Here is a 20,166-nt window from a genome sequence, read left to right on the forward strand (position 1 = left end):
CTGAGCATTCCCCTCGATACCTTCATCTTTTTCGGCATGATCGACCTGATGACGCCACCGGTGATCATCACGGCATTGGCCTCGAAGTTCGCAGGTGTTACTGCCGTCTGGCTGATCATGGCCTGGCGCGAGCGCAAACAGGCTGTCGCCAGCTGAGCCAACCCTGCGGTTCATGTAAAATGCCGCGCTTTCTCCCCATGGAAAGCGCGTCTGGCGTTGCTTTCCTCGATGATCCGCTTCTTTGAGGACCTGAGATGACCCGTATCGGAACTCCATTGTCGCCAACCGCGACCCGCGTATTGCTGTGTGGCTGTGGTGAGTTGGGCAAGGAAGTGGTGATCGAGCTGCAAACGCCTGGGCGTTGAAGTGATTGCCGTCGACCGTTACGCCAACGCGCCGGCCATGCAGGTGGCGCACCGCAGCCACGTGATCAACATGCTCGACGGCGCCGCGCTGCGTGCAGTCATCGAAGCCGAGAAGCCGCACTTCATCGTGCCGGAAATCGAAGCCATCGCCACCGCCACGCTGGTCGAGCTGGAAGCCGAAGGCTTCACCGTGATACCGACCGCCCGCGCCGCGCAATTGACCATGAACCGCGAAGGTATCCGTCGCTGGCCGCTGAAGAGCTGGACCTGCCAACCTCGCCGTACCACTTTGCCGACACCTTCGAGGACTACAGCAAAGCCGTTCAGGATCTGGGCTTCCCGTGCGTGGTCAAGCCAGTCATGAGCTCGTCGGGCAAAGGCCAGAGCCTGCTGCGCAGCGCCGATGACGTGCAGAAAGCCTGGGATTACGCGCAAGAGGGCGGTCGCGCCGGCAAAGGTCGGGTGATCATCGAAGGCTTCATCGATTTCGACTACGAAATCACTCTGCTGACCGTGCGCCACATCGGCGGCACCACGTTCTGCGCACCGGTCGGTCACCGTCAGGAAAAGGGCGACTATCAGGAGTCCTGGCAGCCGCAGGCCATGAGCCCGATTGCCTTGGCTGAGTCCGAGCGCGTGGCCAAAGCCGTGACCGAGGCTCTGGGTGGTCGCGGGCTGTTCGGCGTCGAGTTGTTCATCAAGGGTGATCAGGTGTGGTTCAGCGAAGTCTCGCCGCGCCCGCACGACACCGGTCTGGTGACCCTGATTTCCCAGGATCTGTCGCAGTTCGCCCTGCACGCGCGCGCCATTCTCGGTCTGCCGGTGCCGCTGATCCGTCAGTTCGGCCCATCCGCTTCGGCGGTGATTCTGGTGGAAGGGCAGTCGACCCAGACCGCGTTCGCCAACCTTGGCGCAGCGCTGAGCGAGCCGGATACCGCACTGCGGCTGTTCGGCAAGCCTGAAGTCAACGGTCAGCGCCGGATGGGCGTGGCGCTGGCGCGGGATGAGTCGATTGAGGCGGCTCGTGCCAAGGCGACCCGTGCGGCTCAGGCTGTTGTTGTAGAGCTGTAAACCGAGGCGCGGCATTCGCGAGCAAGCTCGCTCCCACAGGTTTTTTGGTTGTGCACAAAATTTGTGATCAACCGAAAACCCTGTGGGAGCGGGCTTGCCCGCGATAGCGATCTATCAGGCAACCTGATTCAGATCGTTGCCACGCGTTTCCTTCAGGCACAGCACCGCAATCAGGCTGAGCACCGCTGCCGCCGACACATACCCGCCGACATAACTCAAACCGCCCATCGCCACCAGTTTCTGCGCAAAGAACGGTGCCGCCGAGGCGCCGACGATGCCGCCCAGATTGTAGGCCGCCGATGCGCCGGTATAGCGCACGTGGGTCGGAAACAGTTCCGGCAGCAGCGCGCCCATCGGGGCAAACGTCACGCCCATCAGGAACAGCTCGATGCACAGGAACAGCGCCACGCCCCAGGTCGAGCCCTGCGTCAGCAACGGCTCCATCAGGAATCCGGACAGGATCGCCAGCACACCGCCGACGATCAGCACCGGTTTGCGCCCGTAACGATCGCTGGCCCAGGCGGACAACGGTGTAGCCGCCGCCATGAACAGCACGGCAAAACACAGCAGTCCAAGAAACGTCTCACGGCTGTAGCCGAGGGTGGACACGCCGTAGCTCAGGGAAAACACCGTCGAGATGTAAAACAGCGCATAACACACGACCATCGCCGCCGCGCCGAGCAGGGTGGGCGCCCAGTATTGGCTGAACAGCTCGACCAGCGGCACTTTCACTCGCTCCTGACGGGCAATCGCGTTGGCGAACACCGGCGTTTCGTGAAGCTTGAGGCGTACATACAGACCGACCATCACCAGCACTGCGCTGAGCAGAAACGGAATCCGCCAGCCCCAGCTGCGGAACTGCTCGTCATTGAGGGTCATGGCCAGGGTCAGGAACAACCCATTGGCCGCGAGAAAACCGATCGAAGGCCCCAGTTGCGGGAACATGCCGAACCACGCCCGCTTGCCCTTCGGCGCATTCTCGGTGGCCAGCAACGCCGCGCCACCCCATTCGCCGCCCAGGCCCAACCCCTGACCGAAACGCAGCACGCACAACAGAATCGGTGCCCAGGCGCCAATGCTGTCGTAACCCGGCAGCACGCCGATCAGCGTGGTGCACACGCCCATCAGCAAGAGTGAAGCGACCAGCGTCGATTTGCGCCCGATGCGGTCACCGAAGTGGCCGAACAGCGCCGAACCCAGCGGTCGGGCGAGGAAGGCGATACCGAAAGTGAGAAACGCCGAGAGCATTTGCGCGGTGCCGGACGTCTGTGGAAAGAACACCGGTCCGATCACCAGTGCAGCGGCGGTGGCGTAGACATAGAAGTCGTAAAACTCGATGGCGGTGCCGATGAAGCTCGCCGTTGCCACGCGGGTGGCGGAGTTGGTCGGCTGGGCAGGCGCGGTGGCGCTGTAAGCGGTACTGGTCGTCATGCGGTGATCCCTGACAGTCATGGCTCCGTTGGAGCGAATTATTATGGTTGAACACCCAGGGATGTGGGATGAGACGCGAGCGCTGTTTCGAGTAGGAACAGTCGTCGGGGTAGTGCGGAAAATGGCCAAAACCGCTTTAGTGCGGGGTAAGCACAGGGCTCGGCAGCGCTTGGGTAAGCGGCTCGATTATAGGAAGGGGGCTAACGAATGAACAAGAGCAAAGATCGCAGCCTTCGGCAGCTCCTACAGAGTACAGAGGAACGCATTCCCAAATGTAGGAGCTGCCGAAGGCTGCGATCTTTTGATCTTTTATCTGGCCGGCACCAAAGCAGGCACAGCGCTCGTATGCCAGATCAACACCTTGCTCACCCGGTTGTCCTCGGTCTCGAGAATCTCCAGCCGATAACGCCCGATCTTCAGACACACCGCGCTGTCCGGAATGGTTTCCAGCGCCTCGGTCACCAGGCCGTTGAGGGTTTTCGGCCCGTCGCTCGGCAAATGCCAGCCCAGGCATTTGTTCAACTCGCGGATCGACGCGGTGCCGTCGATCACCATGCGCCCGTCGGGCTGCGGATGGATGTGCGGGTTGTCGAGGCTGTGCTCGCTTTCGAATTCGCCGACGATTTCTTCGAGAATGTCTTCCAGGGTAACGATGCCCAGCACTTCGCCGTATTCGTCCACCACCATGCCCAGCCGGCGCTGCTGTTTGTGGAAATTGAGCAGTTGCAGTTGCAGCGGCGTGCTTTCCGGAACGAAGTACGGTTCGTAGCTGGCGGCCAGCAGTGCTTCGCGGGTCAGCTCGCCATCGTTGAGCAGATGGCGGATTTGCCGGGTGTTGAGCACCGCTTCGACCTGGTTGATGTCGCTATGGAACACCGGCAGGCGCGTGCGTTTGTTGTGGCGCAGTTGTTCGATGATCTCCTCGATCGAGTCGTCGAGGTTGATGCCGTCGACATCGCTGCGCGGCACCAGAATGTCGTTGACCGTGATGTTGTCCAGCGCGTGGATCCCGGAAACCGGGTGGGCGCGAGACGGGTGTTCCGGGTCGTCGTTCGGGTCGGCAGGTTCTTCGTCTTCGCTTTGCTGCACCACTTGGGTTTTGCGCGCGAAGGGACGCAGCAGCAAACCGCTGATGCGGCTCAGCAGCCAGGCCAGCGGATAAAGAATTTTCAGCGGAACGGCCAGCAGGGTATTGCCGAAGGACAGCACGGCCTCCGGATAGCGCTGGGCCACGGTGCGTGGGAAGTAATCGGCAAACACCAGCAACACGGCAGCGGCACCGAGGCAGGCTGCCCACGGGCCGTTTTCTTCGCAAAGGAAGATTGCCAGCAGCGTGGCAATGACCACCGCAAGGGCGCGGCACAGGGTGTTGCACAGGATCAGACTGTCGAGCGGGAAGCTCAGCTTCGCCAGCGGTTTATCGCTGGCGCGCGAGGCGGTGCGTTGCGCGAGCAAGTGCTGCTGCGCGATTTCGACGGCGGTAAACAGCCCCGACCATAAAATCAGCAGGACAAATACCGCAAGCATCGGCCCTATGGGCAAACCGTCCATTTATGCCGCCCGTCAGATGTGCAGGATGTATTCACGAACCAGTTTGCTGCCGAAATACGCCACATCAGCAGGCAGAAACCGGCGAGGGTCCAGCGAATCGCCTTGTGGCCGCGCCAGCCGAGGCGATTACGGCCCCACAGCAGCACGCTGAACACCACCCACGCCAGGCACGCCAGCAAGGTCTTATGCACCAGATGCTGGGCGAACAGGTTCTCGACGAACAGCCAGCCGGAGATCAGCGACAGCGACAGCAGCGTCCAGCCGGCCCAGAGAAAGCCGAACAACAGGCTTTCCATGGTTTGCAGCGGCGGGAAGTTCTTGATCAGGCCCGACGGGTGCTTGTGCTTGAGCTGGTGATCCTGCACCAGCAGCAGCAAGGCCTGGAAGACCGCGATGGTGAACATGCCGTAGGCGAGGATCGACAGCAGAATGTGGGCGAGGATGCCCGGCTCTTCGTCGATGATCTGCACCGTACCGGCCGGCGCGAACTGCGCCAGCAACACCGTCGCCGCGCCGAGCGGGAACAGCAGCACCAAGAGGTTTTCCACCGGGATCCGCGAGCAGGCCAGCAGCGTCAGGGCGATGACGGCCGCGGCGATCAGGCTGGCGGCGCTGAAGAAGTCCAGGCCCAGGCCGATCGGGGTCAGCAGGTGAGTGAGCAGGCTGGCGCTGTGGGCGAGCACGGCGAGGATGCCGAGCGTAACCAGCAGGCGCTTGTTCGCCTTGGCGCCGGAGGCCAGGCGGGTGCCCTGATAAAGGGTCGCAGCGGCATAAAGAAGAGCGGCGGCGAGCGTGGTCAGCAAACTGGGTGACAAGGGGAGCATAAATCCTGTTAGGCAGGCCCGAAAGGCGCTGAGTTTGGCATAGAACCGCACACCACGAAAGTGCGAGGTGTCCGCCCGACGCAGTCTTCGCTATAATCCGCGACCTGCCCACGCCGCAGGCTCGCCGAGCACATGTTGAATCCGGTCTGGGCCGCCATTATCCCGGTCTACACAGGGCCTGAAAGGATCGCGCAATGTTTGAAAACTTAACCGACCGTCTCTCGCAGACGCTGCGCCATGTCACCGGCAAGGCGAAGCTGACTGAAGACAATATCAAAGACACCCTGCGCGAAGTGCGCATGGCGTTGCTCGAAGCCGACGTCGCCCTGCCGGTGGTCAAGGACTTCGTCAATTCGGTCAAGGAGCGCGCTGTCGGCACCGAGGTGTCGCGCAGCCTGACGCCGGGCCAGGCATTCGTGAAGATCGTCCAGGCCGAACTCGAAAGCCTGATGGGCGCGGCCAACGAAGACTTGAACCTGAGCGCTGTGCCGCCCGCCGTCATTCTGATGGCCGGTCTGCAGGGTGCCGGTAAAACCACCACCGCCGGCAAGCTCGCGCGCTTCCTTAAAGAGCGCAAGAAGAAGTCGGTGATGGTCGTATCGGCGGACATCTACCGCCCGGCGGCTATCAAGCAGCTGGAAACCCTGGCCAACGACATCGGCGTGACGTTCTTCCCGTCCGATCTGAGCCAGAAGCCGGTCGACATCGCCAACGCGGCTATTAAAGAAGCAAAACTCAAATTCATCGATGTGGTCATCGTCGACACCGCCGGTCGTCTGCACATCGATGAAGAGATGATGGGCGAGATCAAGGCGCTGCACGCCGCGATCAAGCCGGTCGAAACCCTGTTCGTGGTCGACGCCATGACCGGTCAGGACGCCGCCAACACGGCCAAGGCCTTCGGTGATGCGCTGCCACTGACCGGTGTGATCCTGACCAAGGTCGACGGCGATGCCCGAGGCGGTGCGGCGCTGTCGGTACGCGCGATCACCGGCAAGCCGATCAAGTTCATTGGTATGGGCGAGAAGAGCGAAGCACTCGATCCGTTCCACCCTGAGCGTATCGCTTCGCGGATCCTCGGCATGGGTGACGTGCTCAGCCTGATCGAACAGGCTGAAGCGACCCTCGACAAGGACAAGGCCGACAAGCTGGCCAAGAAGCTGAAGAAGGGCAAGGGCTTCGACCTCGAAGACTTCCGCGATCAGCTGCAACAAATGAAGAATATGGGCGGCCTCGGCGGGCTCATGGACAAACTGCCGAGCATCGGCGGCGTCAACCTGTCGCAGATGGGCAATGCCCAGAACGCGGCAGAGAAACAGTTCAAGCAGATGGAAGCCATCATCAACTCCATGACCCCGGCCGAGCGCCGCGACCCTGAGCTGATCAGCGGTTCGCGCAAACGCCGGATCGCCATGGGTTCCGGCACCCAGGTGCAGGACATCGGTCGCTTGATCAAGCAGCACAAGCAGATGCAGAAGATGATGAAGAAATTCACCGCCAAGGGCGGTATGGCGAAAATGATGCGCGGCATGGGCGGTATGTTGCCCGGCGGCGGCATGCCAAAAATGTAAAGATCTCGCCGGTCGTCGCACCGGCGCAGACCCTGCAAGGACGCAGGATCAACAGCAAACCCGCACTCGGCGGGAGCTGACCGGCCGTTTTCATCGACGGCTCTATATGCAAATCCGCACGGCATGCCATAGGCGCCGGAAAAAGTCATTTGCAAAAGTCCGGATATTCCTTAGAATATGCGGCCTTTCGGGCACCCATGCCCGCTGTGCATTTAGATTTGCAGCACCGACTACAGGAACGATGTTCACATGCTAACAATCCGTCTTGCCCTTGGCGGCTCCAAAAAGCGCCCGTTTTACCACCTGACCGTAACCGACTCGCGTAACCCGCGTGACGGCTCCCACAAAGAACAGGTTGGCTTCTTCAACCCTGTTGCCCGTGGTCAGGAAATCCGTCTGTCCGTGAACCAAGAGCGCGTAGCCTACTGGCTGAGCGTTGGTGCACAGCCTTCTGAGCGTGTTGCTCAGTTGCTGAAGGAATCTGCCAAGGCTGCAGCCTGAGCAGTATGAGCGCGACGCCAGAAAAAGCTGATGACCTGATCGTTGTCGGCAAGATTTTTTCGGTTCACGGCGTTCGCGGCGAGGTGAAGGTCTTTTCCTTTACCGATCCGATTGAAAACCTGTTGGACTACCGCCACTGGACGCTTCGGCGCGAAGGCGTGGTGAAACAGGTCGAGCTGGTCAGCGGCCGGTCCACTCAAAAGGATCTGGTTGCCAAGCTCAAAGGCCTCGACGATCGCGATGAAGCCCGTCTTCTGAGCGGTTACGAGATTTGCATCTCGCGAAGCCTTTTGCCCAACCTGACAGGCGACGAGTACTACTGGTACCAGTTGCAGGGTCTGAGCGTCATCAACCAGGACGAGCAATTGTTCGGCAAGGTTGATCACCTGTTGGAGACCGGCGCGAACGATGTATTGGTGGTCAAGCCCTGCGCGGGCAGCCTGGATGATCGTGAGCGGTTGTTGCCCTACACGGAGCAATGCGTGCTGACAATCGATCTGGATGCAGGCGTGATGAGGGTGGAATGGGACGCGGACTTCTAAGCAATGGCCAGCCTGCGCGTAGACGTCATAACGTTGTTCCCCGAGATGTTTTCGGCCATCAGTGAGTACGGCATTACCAGTCGTGCGGTCAAACAGGGGCTGTTGCAGCTGACCTGTTGGAATCCGCGGGATTACACGACGGATCGGCATCACACTGTGGACGATCGCCCGTTTGGCGGTGGTCCGGGCATGGTGATGAAGATCAAGCCCCTGGAAGATGCTCTGGTTCAGGCCAAGGCAGCAGCCGGGGAGGCGGCGAAGGTGATTTACCTGTCCCCCCAAGGCCGTCAACTGACTCAGTCGGCGGTACGCGAGTTGGCAAAATCGGATGCATTGATCCTGATTGCCGGCCGCTATGAAGGCATTGACGAGCGCTTTATTGAGGCTCATGTCGATGAAGAGTGGTCGATTGGTGACTATGTACTGTCTGGCGGCGAGCTGCCGGCCATGGTCATGATCGATGCGGTTACACGACTGCTGCCCGGAGCTTTAGGGCATGCGGATTCCGCTGAGGAAGATTCCTTTACGGATGGTCTGCTGGATTGCCCGCACTACACCCGACCTGAGGTGTATGCGGATCAGCGTGTTCCCGACGTGTTGCTAAGTGGCAATCACGCGCATATCCGGCGTTGGCGTTTACAGCAGTCCCTTGGTCGGACCTATGAACGACGCGCCGATCTTCTGGAAAGCCGCTCGCTTTCTGGAGAAGAGAAGAAGCTGCTCGAGGAATACATCCGCGAGCGGGACGATAGTTAACAACGTATCGATGGTAGATCAGTTGATTTACCTTAGGAGCACAGCATGACCAACAAAATCATCCTTGCACTCGAAGCAGAGCAGATGACCAAAGAAATCCCTACCTTTGCCCCAGGCGACACCATTGTCGTTCAGGTGAAAGTGAAGGAAGGCGATCGTTCCCGTCTGCAAGCGTTCGAAGGCGTTGTCATCGCCAAGCGTAACCGCGGCTGTGAACAGTGCGTTCACCGTTCGTAAAATCTCCAACGGTGTTGGCGTAGAACGTACTTTCCAGACCTACTCCCCGCAGATCGACAGCATGGCTGTTAAACGTCGCGGTGACGTACGTAAAGCCAAGCTGTACTACCTGCGCGACCTGTCGGGTAAAGCAGCTCGCATCAAGGAAAAACTGGCTTAAGTCCAGCTTCCGATGCAGAAAAAAGCAGCCTACGGGCTGCTTTTTTGTTGCCTGCAATAAACTGCCCCCACTGTAGGAGCTGCCGAAGGCTGCGATCTTTTGATCTTGCTTGTGTTTCGGGAGCCAGAAATCAGAGCCATTCTTTATGACCACCCGCGACCAGGAAATCCAGCGCCGCACCGAACTCTCGGTAACGCGCGTGACCAAAGCCGTCTTCCCGCCGACCACCAACCATCACAACACCCTGTTCGGCGGCACCGCGCTGGCGTGGATGGACGAAGTGTCGTTCATCACCGCCACACGCTTCTGCCGTCTGCCTTTGGTGACTGTGTCCACCGACCGGATTGACTTCAATCATGCGATCCCGGCTGGTTCGATCGTCGAGCTGGTAGGGCGGGTGATCAAAGTCGGCAACACCAGCCTCAAGGTTGAAGTGGAAGTGTTTGTCGAGAGCATGAGCTGCGATGGTCGCGAGAAGGCGATCCACGGGCAGTTCAGCTTTGTCGCTATTGATGATGACAAGCGGCCGGTGCCGGTGCTGCCTGGGTTTGCAGCCTGATCTGAAACCGAGTCGCGCCATTCGCGAGCAGGCTTGCTCCCACAGGTTCTGTGTTGGACACAATTTCCGATCACAGTGGGAGCGAGCCTGCTCGCGAAGCGTCAGCTCAGGCGCCGCTGGCCTCCGGCTGAATCAGCGCCAACAAGGTCCACCCGGATCCCGGTTTCACAGCAGTCTCCGGCGTCACCACGTGCACCCACCCGCTGTCATCACGCATGAACAGCAGAGTCGCTCGATTGCCATGCAATGCCTGGTAATCCTCCCAGCCAAAACCGTCGGTCAGCGTCGTGCTGTACAGTTCGGCGCCGTTGCTGATCAGGCTGGCCAGCTTGGCATAGGTCAGCGCCTCGCTGCCCAGCTGATTGCCGCGATGCTCCAGACTCGCGCGATGCTTGTCAGTGCGACGAGTTTCCTGACCGCTGGCCAGACCGAACAAACGCTGGTGACCAAAGTCGTGGCGAAAGCGCATTGCCGCCAAAGTATTCAATTCGCCCGAGGGCGATAGCGCCAATAGATGCCCCAGCCCCACCAGATCCAGATGCGCATCGGCATGCTGCGACGCCGGGTTACCGAAGTACGTCGGCAACCCCTCCATGCGCGCCGCACGAATATTCTCCCAGCTCGAATCGGTCAACAGTACGCGGCTGCCCAGTTGCTGCAATGACTTGCCCAGCAACCGCGCCGGGCCGTTGGCGCCGACGATCAGGAAGCCGCTCGGCGCCGGTTCAGCGACGTTCAGCAAGCGTGCCAGTGGCCGAGCGGTTGCACTTTGCAGCACCACGGTGCCGGTGATCACCGCGAAAGTCAGCGGCACCAGCAGCAGCGCACCTTCGTGTCCGGCTTGATCCAGGCGAATCGCGAAAATCGCCGACACCGCTGCCGCCACGATCCCGCGCGGGGCGATCCAGCACAGCAAGGCGCGTTCACGCCAGCTCAGGCTGGAGCCAGCAGTGCTCAACAGCACGTTCAGCGGACGCGCGATCAGTTGAATCACCAGCAGCAGAATCAGCACCAACGGCCCGAGGCTGATCAGTGCATGCAGATCCAGCCGCGCCGCCAGCAGAATGAACAGTCCGGAAATCAGCAAAACGCTCAGGTTTTCCTTGAAGTGCAGGATGTGCCGCACATCCACGCCCTTCATGTTCGCCAGCCACATGCCCATCAGCGTCACCGCCAACAGACCGGACTCATGCATCACCTGGTTGGCAGCAATGAAAATCCCCAACACCGCCGCCAGCGAGGCGAGGTTGTGCAGGTATTCCGGCAGCCATTGGCGACGGATGATGGTGCCGAGCACCCAGCCGCCGACCACCCCGAATACGCTGCCGCAGGCAATCACGCCGCCGAAGGTCAACAGGCTCTGTTCGAGGCCGTTACCCTCGGAGCGGGCGATGATGAAGCTGTAGACCACCACCGCAAGCAGGGCGCCAATCGGGTCGATGACGATGCCTTCCCAGCGCAGAATGTTGGCGATCGAGGCTTTCGGTCGCACCACCCGCAGCATCGGCACGATCACCGTCGGCCCGGTCACCAGCGTCAGGCTGCCGAACAGAATTGCCAGCAACCAGTCGAAGCCGAGCAGGAAGTGGGTCGCGACGGCAATCACCACCCAGGTCGTGAGCGCGCCGATTGTCACCAGGCGATGCACGACGCTGCCGATCTCGCGCCATTCCGACAGATGCAGGGTCAGACTGCCCTCAAACAGGATCAACGCGACCGCCAGCGACACCAGCGGCATCAGCAGCGGGCCGAACATTTCCTGCGGGTCGAGCCAGCCGAGCACCGGGCCCGCGAGAATCCCGGTCAGCAACAAAAACAGAATGGCCGGCAGCTTCAGGCGCCACGCCAGCCACTGGCACCCCAGCGCAGCGGCGCCGATCCCGCCAAATGCCAAGAGAATTTGTTGTTCGTTCATTGAAGCTCCTTGTTCCTTGAAATGGCGGGCTATGAAAGACTAGCGGCCATTCCTACAGTTCACTCGACATTTGCACGCAGCCCCGGAGGTTGTGTGTCTTGAGCGCCCATGCCTGCCATCGACCACCCGCTGATTGACCAATTCCTCGACGCCCTGTGGCTGGAAAAGGGCCTGTCCGACAATACCCGCGGCGCCTACCGCAGCGATCTGGCGCTGTTCAACGGCTGGCTGCAGGAGAAAAACCTCGAGCTGATCAATGCCGGTCGCGAGTTGATCCTTGATCACCTGTCCTGGCGTCTGGAGCAGAACTACAAACCACGCTCCACCGCCCGATTTCTCTCCGGTGTGCGTGGCTTTTATCGCTATCTGCTGCGGGAAAAACTGATTACGGTCGATCCGACTTTGCGCGTCGACATGCCGCAACTGGGCAGGCCACTGCCCAAATCGTTGTCGGAAGCGGACGTCGAAGCGCTGCTCAGGGCACCGGACCTGAGCGAAGCCATCGGTCAGCGTGATCGCGCGATGCTTGAAGTGCTGTACGCCTGCGGGCTGCGGGTGACCGAACTGGTGAGCCTGACGCTGGAGCAGGTCAACTTGCGTCAGGGCGTGTTGCGGGTGATGGGCAAGGGCAGCAAGGAGCGGCTTGTGCCGATGGGCGAGGAGGCGATTGTCTGGGTCGAGCGCTACCTGCGTGATGGCCGTAGCGAGCTGCTGGGCGGGCGTCCCAGCGATGTGCTGTTCCCCAGCCAGCGCGGCGAACAGATGACGCGCCAGACCTTCTGGCACCGGATCAAGCATTGGGCCAAGGTCGCCGGGATCGGCAAATCGCTGTCACCGCACACCTTGCGTCACGCGTTTGCCACGCACCTGCTCAACCACGGCGCCGACTTGCGGGTGGTGCAGATGCTGCTGGGGCACAGTGATCTGTCGACCACGCAGATTTACACCCATGTCGCCCGGGCACGGTTGCAGGACCTGCATGCCAAACACCACCCAAGAGGCTGATGCCCCCCTCAATGGTGGATTAATTACCCGTGGCGAGGGGATTCATCCCCGATGGGCTGCGCAGCAGCCCCAAAAACTTTGGGTTTAATAAAAATACCAAAGTATCCATTCACGACCGTAGCGCCTGCATCGGGGATAAATCCCCTCACCACAATAATGTGTGTCAGTCAGCCTGGAGTGTCTGGCGACAGGCGCATTCGGCCATGCGGGCCTTATGTGTTAGGCTTTGCCGGTTTGCACGATGGACGGTTATGACCCGGTGTTCCGGCACGGGCGTTCTGACCGTTTCATTTGTCCGCCTTCAGGAGTTCTCATGCGTCTGACCCAGATTTTCGCCGCCGCAGCCATTGCGTTGGTCAGCACCTTTGCCGTCGCCGATGACGCGGCCGACAAAGCCATTCGTCAAAGCCTGGAAAAACTCGAACTCGAGGTTCCGGTAGAAAGCATCAGCGCCAGCCCGTTGCCGGGCATGTATGAAGTCAAGCTCAAGGGCAGCCGCGTGCTGTACGCCAGCGCCGACGGCCAGTACATCGTTCAGGGCTACCTGTTCCAGCTCAAGGACGGCAAACCGGTCAACCTGACCGAGAAGACCGAACGCCTGGGCATCTCCAAACTGATCAATGCCATTCCAGTGGCCGAAACCGTGGTGTATCCGGCGGTGGGCGAAACCAAATCGCACATCACCGTGTTCACCGACACCACCTGCCCGTACTGCCACAAGCTGCACGCCGAAGTGCCTGAGCTGAACAAGCGCGGCATCGAAGTGCGTTACGTGGCGTTCCCGCGTCAGGGCCTCGGCTCGCCGGGTGACGAGCAGTTGCAAGCCGTGTGGTGCTCGACCGACAAGAAAGCCGCCATGGACAAAATGGTCGATGGCAAGGAAATCAAGGCCGCCAAGTGCGCGAACCCGGTTTCCAAACAGTTCGCTTTGGGTCAGTCGATTGGCGTGAACGGCACACCGGCTATCGTTTTGGCCGACGGACAAGTCATTCCGGGCTACCAGCCGGCGCCACAAGTCGCCAAACTGGCGCTGGGCGCCAAGTAATTCGCATCGTCACGGTCCGCCGTTGACGATCATGGTCCGGCGGTAACTTCGCCGGGCCATTAATAGAGAGCCGCGAACACGCGGTTGTTTTCCGGCCGACCTTGCGTCGGCCGTTTCATGGGGAGTTCACAGTGAATCCGGTCAAAGTAGGCATCTGTGGGTTAGGGACCGTCGGTGGCGGTACCTTCAACGTACTTCAGCGCAACGCCGAGGAAATTGCTCGTCGTGCCGGGCGTGGGATCGAAGTGGCACAAATTGCCATGCGCACGCCAAAGCCTCAGTTCCAGACGACCGGTATTGCGATTACCAACGATGTCTTCGAAGTGGCCACGAACCCTGAGATCGACATCGTCATAGAGCTGATGGGCGGCTACACCGTTGCCCGCGAGCTGGTACTCAAGGCCATCGAGAATGGCAAGCATGTGGTCACCGCGAACAAGGCACTGATTGCCGTTCACGGTAATGAGATTTTCGCCAAGGCACGCGAGAAAGGCGTGATCGTGGCGTTCGAAGCGGCCGTGGCCGGTGGCATTCCGGTAATCAAGGCGATCCGTGAAGGCCTGTCCGCCAACCGCATCAATTGGGTGGCCGGGATCATCAACGGTACCGGTAACTTCATCCTCACCGAAATGCGCGAGAAGGGTCGCACCTTCGAAGACGTGCTGGCCGAAGCGCAAGCGCTGGGCTACGCCGAAGCCGATCCGACCTTCGACGTCGAAGGCATCGACGCGGCGCACAAGCTGACGATTCTGGCGTCGATCGCGTTCGGCATTCCGCTGCAATTCGACAAGGCTTACACCGAAGGCATCACCCAGCTGACCACCGCCGACGTGAATTACGCCGAAGCGTTGGGCTACCGCATCAAGCACCTCGGTGTAGCGCGCAGCACCGCTGCCGGTATCGAGCTGCGCGTACACCCGACGCTGATCCCGGCCGATCGTCTGATCGCCAACGTCAACGGCGTGATGAACGCCGTGATGGTCAACGGTGACGCTGCCGGCTCGACCCTGTTCTACGGCGCTGGCGCCGGCATGGAGCCGACCGCTTCGTCGGTGATCGCCGACCTGGTGGACGTGGTTCGCGCCATGACGTCCGATCCGGAAAACCGCGTGCCGCACCTGGCCTTCCAGCCGGACTCGCTGTCGGCGCATCCGATCCTGCCGATCGAAGCCTGCGAAAGCGCCTACTACCTGCGCATCCAGGCCAAGGACCATCCGGCGTTCTGGCTCAGGTGGCAAGCATCCTTTCGGAGCGCGGTATCAACATCGAGTCGATCATGCAGAAGGAAGTCGAAGAGCATGACGGTCTGGTGCCGATGATCCTGCTGACCCACCGCGTGGTCGAGCAGCGCATCAACGATGCGATCGCTGCCCTCGAAGCGCTGGCGGGCGTCAACGGTCCGGTTGTGCGGATCCGCGTCGAGCACCTGAACTAAGTCGCCATCATTGACCGGGCCCGTGCGCGGGTCCGGCATTGCGAACACTCTGCATTGGAGTCAGTCATGCGTTACATCAGTACCCGCGGCCAGGCACCGGCCCTGAATTTCGAAGACGTCCTGCTGGCCGGTCTCGCCACCGACGGCGGTCTGTACGTCCCGGAAAACCTGCCACGTTTCACCCAGGAAGAAATCGCTTCCTGGGCCGGTCTGCCGTACCACGAGCTGGCCTTCCGGGTCATGCGCCCGTTTGTCACCGGCAGCATCCCGGACGCCGATTTCAAAAAGATCCTCGAAGAAACCTACGGTGTGTTCTCGCACAGCGCCGTTGCGCCGCTGCGTCAGCTCAACGGCAACGAATGGGTGCTCGAGCTGTTCCACGGCCCGACCCTGGCGTTCAAGGACTTTGCCCTGCAACTGCTCGGTCGTCTGCTCGATTACGTGCTGGAAAAGCGCGGCGAGCGCGTGGTCATCGTCGGTGCCACCTCGGGTGACACCGGTTCGGCCGCCATCGAAGGCTGCAAGCACTGCGAAAACGTCGACATCTTCATCCTGCACCCGCACAACCGTGTGTCCGAAGTGCAGCGTCGGCAGATGACGACGATTGTCGGCGAGAACATCCACAACATCGCCATCGAAGGCAACTTCGATGACTGCCAGGAAATGGTCAAGAACAGCTTCGCCGACCAGAGCTTCCTCAAGGGCACGCGCCTGGTAGCGGTGAACTCGATCAACTGGGCGCGGATCATGGCCCAGATCGTCTACTACTTCCACGCAGCCCTGCAGCTGGGCGGCCCGGCGCGTTCGGTGGCGTTCTCGGTGCCGACCGGCAACTTCGGCGACATCTTCGCCGGTTACCTGGCGCGTAACATGGGCCTGCCGATCAACCAGTTGATCGTCGCCACCAATCGCAACGACATCCTGCACCGCTTCATGAGCGGCAATCAGTACGTCAAGGAAACCCTGCACGCCACGCTGTCGCCGTCGATGGACATCATGGTCTCGTCGAACTTCGAACGCCTGCTGTTCGACCTGCACGGTCGCAACGGCGCGGCCATCGCCGGGCTGATGGATTCGTTCAAGCAGGGCGGTGGCTTCAACGTCGAGCAAGAGCGCTGGACCGAAGCCCGCAAACTGTTCGACTCGCTGGCCGTGGATGACGCGCAAACCTGCGAAACCATCGCCGAAGTCTACGCGCAATGCGGCGAAGTGCTGGACCCGCACACCGCCATCGGCGTCAAGGCCGCCCGCGAATGCCGTCGCAGCCTGGACATCCCGATGGTGATTCTGGGCACTGCACATCCGGTGAAATTCCCGGATGCCGTGGAGAAAGCCGGTGTAGGAAAAGCTCTCGAACTGCCTGCACATCTTTCTGATTTGTTTGAGCGAAACGAGCGTTGCACCGTTCTGCCGAACGAACTGAAAGCCGTACAGGCCTTTGTCAGCCAGCATGGCAACCGCGGCAAGCCGTTGTAAGCCGAAAAAGCTGTCACATTTTGAAGCCCGTCTCCTGACGGGCTTTTTTGTTTCTGCTGCCACACTGCTCGGGTTTTCGCCCATGAAGGACGGGTGAGTCGATCACGAAGGAAGTGGCAATGCTGTTTGAAAGAGGATGGAAACACACCCTGAAGCAGGTTCTGCTGTTGTGCCTGTTGTACGGCTGGCGCGTGAGCGCGGCGGCGCATCTGGCGCATGAGGAAGACAAGTTGAACATCGGCACCGTGGTGCTGGATGAGGAAGAGCGACAATGGATTCGCGATAATCCTACGGTGATCGTGGCGGCGGAGCAGTACCCGTTGTACCTGTTTCTGGACGAGCACGGTCATTGGAGCGGCCTCAACAGCGATGTGCTCAAGCGCATCAGCGCCATGACCGGCTTGCAGTTCATCTACAGGGAATCCTTTTCCACCGCGCAAATGCTCGAGCGCCTGGAAACCGGTGCTGCGGACATCAGCACAACCCTGGCGATGAATGATGAACGCCGATTGAGCCTGGATTTCAGTCATGCCTTTGGCGGTGCCGGCTGGGTATTTGTCGGCCGCGCCGGCGAGCCGCAGGTGCAGTCACTGGAGCAGTTGGCCAAACGGGTGCTGGTATTGCCGGGTCGGCATGCGCTGGAGGGGGTGATCCGGCGCGATTATCCGTCCATCGAGTTACGTTCGGTGAAACCTATGCCGAGGCGCGGGCGCTGGTCGAAAGCGGTGAGGCCTATGCCACTATCGAAAATGAAATCGGTGCGCAGCTCTATCCCTCCGGCCTGCTGAAGGTCGGCGAATTGCTGGAGGGCAAATGGGAGGCCGATCTTCTGGCCGTGCGCAAGGGGCAGCCGCAATTGCTGAGCATCCTGAACAAGGCGCTTGAAGCGTTCCCGGCTTCCGAACTCCGGGCCATTCGCCTGAACTGGCTGGGCGGCATCGGGCCGAAACCTGCCGCCGCCGGTTGGCAACACTGGCTCCGCTCGAGCTGCTGGGGGGTGGTTTTGGTGGGGGGCTTTTGCGTGATGTCGCTGCTATGGAATCGGCGAATGGCGGCCGTGATCAAGCGGCATCGAGACGTGCAAAGCGAGCTCGACGATCAGTTGGTCTTCCAGCGTGCATTGATTGATGCCATGCCTGATCCGGTGTTCGTCCGTGACCTGGAAGGGCGCCTGATCCTGTGCAACAAGAGTTACGAAGAGGCGTTGTCGCTCCGCTTTGAGCAGGTGCAGGGATGCCGTTTGATCGAGGTCGATGCGCTACCGCGAGCGACCGCCGCCACGCTGCATGATGAATTCATGATTCAGTTGAGAACGCGCAGGACCCGCTTCAGCAAGCGCCGTTTGCAATTCAACGATGGCAATCGGGAAATCTATCAGTGGACCGTGCCGTTCTACAGCGCCAAAGGGGAATTGCGCGGCCTGCTCGGGGGCTGGACAGATATCACCCAGCGTGAGGCTGAGGCGGGATAAGGTCCGCATTGATATTGGGAAATTTCCTATGTCACGCGCCTCTTTTTCCGATGGGGGACTGAAGGAGGCTCGCCTAAAGTGGGCAACCCCTGCGGCGAGTCCGCGATTGCCGTTTCCGAGGTCGCCCATGCGCTCGCTCAAAGTCCTGATTCTCGAACCTGACCCTTATCGAATGATGGCGTTGCACCAGATGCTCAACGCGTTCGGTATCTATGACGTACTCACGGCGTCATCGCTGGCCTCGGCACGCTGCTCGCTGGAGCGTCGTACCCGGGTCGACATCGCGATCTGCGATCCGCAGCTGAAAGGCGGGGAAGGCCTGGCGCTGATCCGGCATCTGGCGGCCGAGCGGGAGGCCAGTGCTGTCATTCTGTTGGGGCGAGTAGCACCAGGCCTGCTGAGCGATCTCGAAAGCCTGCTGCAAACACAGGCGTTGATGCTGCTGGGGCGCCTGCAAACGCCTGTTTCGGCAGTGCTGATGCGCGGGCTGCTGGACCGCTACCTGCAAACTGCAGCCCAGTCGGCCAGTGCCTGAACCGACGGTTATGTTTCTGTCATCTTCACCGTGCATGCTCTGACAGACCGCTAACTGCTTCGTGAGCAGCGCGACATTCAGAACTTTCTTCTCGGGCCGGTGGTCACTTAATGTGAACACGCCCCAGGCACAATGTTTTCGGACTATTGAGTGGAGATCGAGATGGAAAGTATCAGTCTATTGCTCGGTGAGGCTCTGAGCCCGTATCAGGTGACGTTGACTCCGTGTGGCGCCCATGGCGAATGCCTGGTGACGCTGAAGAACAGCAACGGCGCCCTCGTGGTGGAGCGCGAATTCAATCAGGCGCAGTTGAGTGACAAACGTCTGCTGACCGATGTGGTCGACGGGTTGCACCGCGACGTCCTGATCGCCGAAGGGCGGCTGGAGCCCTGTGTCATCGCGGCTTTGCGCAATGCGGCGCTGGATAAGCGTGCGGCACTGTAAAGATGAAATATTTTTTGTGGGAACCTTCCTGCATTCCCGTCAGTCAGACCCCGTAACAGCAGGATCAAGCATTGTGCTCCGGTGCTTGTCGCTTGCTGCTACGGGTCTTTATGTAGACCGCGTTTAACCCCGAGTCGTCTCCCCACTTCTCGGGGTTTCTTTTTGCCCGCAGGTTTTTATTGCGCGGCCTGTTGTTCGAAAAAGATTCGTGCCTGTTGCAGGTAATCCGTGCGCATTTCGGGGTCCAGCCAGTCGGCATACGACTGGTTCAGTTGCTCATGGGGCAGGGTACGCAGCAGTTGGTTGATCTCACTGATCGCCTGACGGCCCTGAGGCGTATCGAACACCCGACATAGCCGGACAGATATTTGCCGGTGCCACGAATCGGATAGAACACCAGTTGGTCTTCGGCGATTTGCGCCTGATGCGCCTGATAGCGGATCTCCGGCCAGTAACCCAACACCACTTGCAGCCGCCCCAGGCGCTGCATTGATAGCAGGCTGCTCAGGCGTCGTTGCCATAATGCGGCGTCAGCGCACCGTCCGGGGCCTGCTTGAGCAGCGTGTCGAGATACTCGCCGTAACTGCGTTCTGCGACGACGCCGACCTTGATTTCACCGTTGGCCAGAAATGCCGTCAGATCGACTTCACCGTCGATCAGGTACGGCGCCAGCACATTGCGATCCTTCTGACGCACCACCAGACCATTACTGACAGCGCGAAACGCCGGGATAGAGAAAGTGATCCATTGCGTGCGCTCCTTGCTCCAGATCAGCGAGGGATCGCAGGTGAAGGACGGCTCGTGCAGCATCTGCATGCCCGGGCGCGATTGACCCGCATCAGCGTGTGTTCGTATTGCGGCATGCCGGCGATCAGCATCGGCATCAGTTGATCGATGACGCCCTGGCCCTTTTTCGGGCCTTCGAAGATGGTCAGGGGCGGCAAGTCGCGCAGCAACCAGATCAGCGTGGGTTTCGCTTGCGCCCAGGCGGGCAGGGCCAGCAGAAACAGCAGGCCGAACAGCCGCCACGTCCACCCGTGGTGGGCGCGGTTGGCGGCCGATGTCTGGCGATGTTTCAGCTTAAATGGCTCCGTCTGTGCGCAACCGGGCGATCTGCTGTTCGTCGTAGCCGAGATCGTGCAGCACCTGCGCATTGTGTTCACCGAGCTGTGGCCCGACCCATTCGGAAGTGCCCGGCGTCTCGGAGAGTTTCGGCACGATGCCCGGCATCTTGAAAGGCTTGCCGTCCGGCAGTTTCGCCTGCAGGAACAT

General features: G+C 60.5%; 13 protein-coding genes and 8 pseudogenes. 15 read left to right on the forward strand and 6 right to left on the reverse strand.

Features of this window, described 5'->3' with window-relative positions; genetic code table 11:
* Positions 1-156, forward strand: a pseudogene (locus AB1J88_RS00890) (preQ0 transporter); the annotation flags it as partial.
* Positions 157-254: 98 nt separating this feature from the next.
* Positions 255-1,436, forward strand: a pseudogene (purT, locus tag AB1J88_RS00895) (formate-dependent phosphoribosylglycinamide formyltransferase).
* A gap of 114 nt (positions 1,437-1,550) precedes the next feature.
* On the opposite strand, the gene AB1J88_RS00900 reads toward purT, so the two are convergent.
* The 3 genes and pseudogenes from AB1J88_RS00900 to AB1J88_RS00910 form a co-directional block, all read right to left on the reverse strand.
* The gene (locus AB1J88_RS00900; RefSeq protein WP_086792209.1) at positions 1,551-2,867 is read right to left on the reverse strand and encodes an MFS transporter; all 1,317 of its coding nucleotides are present in this window, start codon (positions 2,865-2,867) and stop codon (positions 1,551-1,553) included.
* Between the two features lie 309 nt (positions 2,868-3,176).
* Entirely contained in the window at positions 3,177-4,418 is a 1,242-nt protein-coding gene (locus AB1J88_RS00905; protein WP_222016367.1) for an HlyC/CorC family transporter, read from the reverse strand.
* Between the two features lie 12 nt (positions 4,419-4,430).
* A pseudogene (locus tag AB1J88_RS00910) lies at positions 4,431-5,242 on the reverse strand (cytochrome C assembly family protein).
* 194 nt (positions 5,243-5,436) lie between these two features.
* Here AB1J88_RS00910 and ffh point away from each other — a divergent pair.
* The 6 genes and pseudogenes from ffh to AB1J88_RS00940 all read left to right on the forward strand — a co-directional run bounded on the left by ffh (position 5,437) and on the right by AB1J88_RS00940 (position 9,568).
* Complete coding sequence (gene ffh, locus AB1J88_RS00915) at positions 5,437-6,813, forward strand: signal recognition particle protein (protein WP_041063139.1); 1,377 nt, start codon at positions 5,437-5,439, stop codon at positions 6,811-6,813.
* A gap of 249 nt (positions 6,814-7,062) precedes the next feature.
* Positions 7,063-7,314, forward strand: coding sequence for a 30S ribosomal protein S16 (gene rpsP / locus AB1J88_RS00920; protein ID WP_003185073.1), 252 nt, complete (start codon positions 7,063-7,065; stop codon positions 7,312-7,314).
* A 5-nt stretch (positions 7,315-7,319) separates the two neighbouring features.
* Positions 7,320-7,856 (forward strand): ribosome maturation factor RimM, encoded by a 537-nt coding sequence (rimM, locus tag AB1J88_RS00925; protein ID WP_108181782.1) that lies wholly within the window; start codon positions 7,320-7,322, stop codon positions 7,854-7,856.
* A 3-nt stretch (positions 7,857-7,859) separates the two neighbouring features.
* Complete coding sequence (gene trmD, locus AB1J88_RS00930; protein WP_003221981.1) at positions 7,860-8,612, forward strand: tRNA (guanosine(37)-N1)-methyltransferase TrmD; 753 nt, start codon at positions 7,860-7,862, stop codon at positions 8,610-8,612.
* 45 nt (positions 8,613-8,657) lie between these two features.
* Positions 8,658-9,009: pseudogene (gene rplS / locus AB1J88_RS00935) on the forward strand (50S ribosomal protein L19).
* Between the two features lie 145 nt (positions 9,010-9,154).
* Positions 9,155-9,568 carry an acyl-CoA thioesterase gene (locus AB1J88_RS00940; RefSeq protein WP_041063151.1) on the forward strand — a complete coding sequence of 138 codons (414 nt, stop codon included), beginning with the start codon at positions 9,155-9,157 and terminating at the stop codon, positions 9,566-9,568.
* A gap of 106 nt (positions 9,569-9,674) precedes the next feature.
* Here AB1J88_RS00940 and AB1J88_RS00945 read toward each other — a convergent pair whose 3' ends face one another.
* A complete protein-coding gene (locus AB1J88_RS00945) occupies positions 9,675-11,483 on the reverse strand; it encodes a cation:proton antiporter (protein WP_430289974.1) in 1,809 nt (602 codons plus the stop codon).
* Positions 11,484-11,591: 108 nt separating this feature from the next.
* Here AB1J88_RS00945 and xerD point away from each other — a divergent pair, with 108 nt between their 5' ends.
* The 7 genes and pseudogenes from xerD to AB1J88_RS00980 all read left to right on the forward strand — a co-directional run bounded on the left by xerD (position 11,592) and on the right by AB1J88_RS00980 (position 18,894).
* Positions 11,592-12,488 carry a site-specific tyrosine recombinase XerD gene (gene xerD / locus AB1J88_RS00950; protein ID WP_430289975.1) on the forward strand — a complete coding sequence of 299 codons (897 nt, stop codon included), beginning with the start codon at positions 11,592-11,594 and terminating at the stop codon, positions 12,486-12,488.
* Positions 12,489-12,801: 313 nt separating this feature from the next.
* Complete coding sequence (gene dsbC / locus AB1J88_RS00955; RefSeq protein ID WP_007967782.1) at positions 12,802-13,533, forward strand: bifunctional protein-disulfide isomerase/oxidoreductase DsbC; 732 nt, start codon at positions 12,802-12,804, stop codon at positions 13,531-13,533.
* Positions 13,534-13,664: 131 nt separating this feature from the next.
* A pseudogene (locus AB1J88_RS00960) lies at positions 13,665-14,968 on the forward strand (homoserine dehydrogenase).
* 66 nt (positions 14,969-15,034) lie between these two features.
* Complete coding sequence (thrC, locus tag AB1J88_RS00965) at positions 15,035-16,444, forward strand: threonine synthase (protein ID WP_430289976.1); 1,410 nt, start codon at positions 15,035-15,037, stop codon at positions 16,442-16,444.
* A gap of 119 nt (positions 16,445-16,563) precedes the next feature.
* Positions 16,564-17,915, forward strand: a pseudogene (locus AB1J88_RS00970) (transporter substrate-binding domain-containing protein).
* A 127-nt stretch (positions 17,916-18,042) separates the two neighbouring features.
* On the forward strand, positions 18,043-18,450 hold the full coding sequence (locus AB1J88_RS00975) for a response regulator (protein WP_430289977.1): 408 nt from the start codon (positions 18,043-18,045) through the stop codon (positions 18,448-18,450).
* A 162-nt stretch (positions 18,451-18,612) separates the two neighbouring features.
* Positions 18,613-18,894 carry a DUF3509 domain-containing protein gene (locus AB1J88_RS00980; RefSeq protein WP_027610974.1) on the forward strand — a complete coding sequence of 94 codons (282 nt, stop codon included), beginning with the start codon at positions 18,613-18,615 and terminating at the stop codon, positions 18,892-18,894.
* A gap of 176 nt (positions 18,895-19,070) precedes the next feature.
* On the opposite strand, the pseudogene AB1J88_RS00985 reads toward AB1J88_RS00980, so the two are convergent.
* Together AB1J88_RS00985 and AB1J88_RS00990 are read right to left on the reverse strand one after the other, a co-directional pair.
* Positions 19,071-20,048: pseudogene (locus AB1J88_RS00985) on the reverse strand (TIGR02285 family protein).
* Positions 19,975-20,166: pseudogene (locus AB1J88_RS00990) on the reverse strand (CoA transferase); the annotation flags it as partial. The pseudogenes AB1J88_RS00985 and AB1J88_RS00990, both read right to left, overlap by 74 nt.

This window comes from Pseudomonas sp. S8, assembly GCF_050473925.1.
Taxonomy (GTDB): domain Bacteria; phylum Pseudomonadota; class Gammaproteobacteria; order Pseudomonadales; family Pseudomonadaceae; genus Aquipseudomonas; species Aquipseudomonas parakoreensis.

Coding starts and splice junctions, on each gene's coding strand:
- rimM (WP_108181782.1), top strand. CDS start 7,320: ATGAGCGCGACGCCAGAAAAAGCTGATGACCTGATCGTTGTCGGCAAG.
- rpsP (WP_003185073.1), top strand. CDS start 7,063: ATGCTAACAATCCGTCTTGCCCTTGGCGGCTCCAAAAAGCGCCCGTTT.
- ffh (WP_041063139.1), top strand. CDS start 5,437: ATGTTTGAAAACTTAACCGACCGTCTCTCGCAGACGCTGCGCCATGTC.
- thrC (WP_430289976.1), top strand. CDS start 15,035: ATGCGTTACATCAGTACCCGCGGCCAGGCACCGGCCCTGAATTTCGAA.
- AB1J88_RS00980 (WP_027610974.1), top strand. CDS start 18,613: ATGGAAAGTATCAGTCTATTGCTCGGTGAGGCTCTGAGCCCGTATCAG.
- AB1J88_RS00900 (WP_086792209.1), bottom strand. CDS start 2,867: ATGACGACCAGTACCGCTTACAGCGCCACCGCGCCTGCCCAGCCGACC.
- AB1J88_RS00975 (WP_430289977.1), top strand. CDS start 18,043: ATGCGCTCGCTCAAAGTCCTGATTCTCGAACCTGACCCTTATCGAATG.
- dsbC (WP_007967782.1), top strand. CDS start 12,802: ATGCGTCTGACCCAGATTTTCGCCGCCGCAGCCATTGCGTTGGTCAGC.
- AB1J88_RS00940 (WP_041063151.1), top strand. CDS start 9,155: ATGACCACCCGCGACCAGGAAATCCAGCGCCGCACCGAACTCTCGGTA.
- trmD (WP_003221981.1), top strand. CDS start 7,860: ATGGCCAGCCTGCGCGTAGACGTCATAACGTTGTTCCCCGAGATGTTT.
- AB1J88_RS00905 (WP_222016367.1), bottom strand. CDS start 4,418: ATGGACGGTTTGCCCATAGGGCCGATGCTTGCGGTATTTGTCCTGCTG.
- AB1J88_RS00945 (WP_430289974.1), bottom strand. CDS start 11,483: ATGAACGAACAACAAATTCTCTTGGCATTTGGCGGGATCGGCGCCGCT.
- xerD (WP_430289975.1), top strand. CDS start 11,592: ATGCCTGCCATCGACCACCCGCTGATTGACCAATTCCTCGACGCCCTG.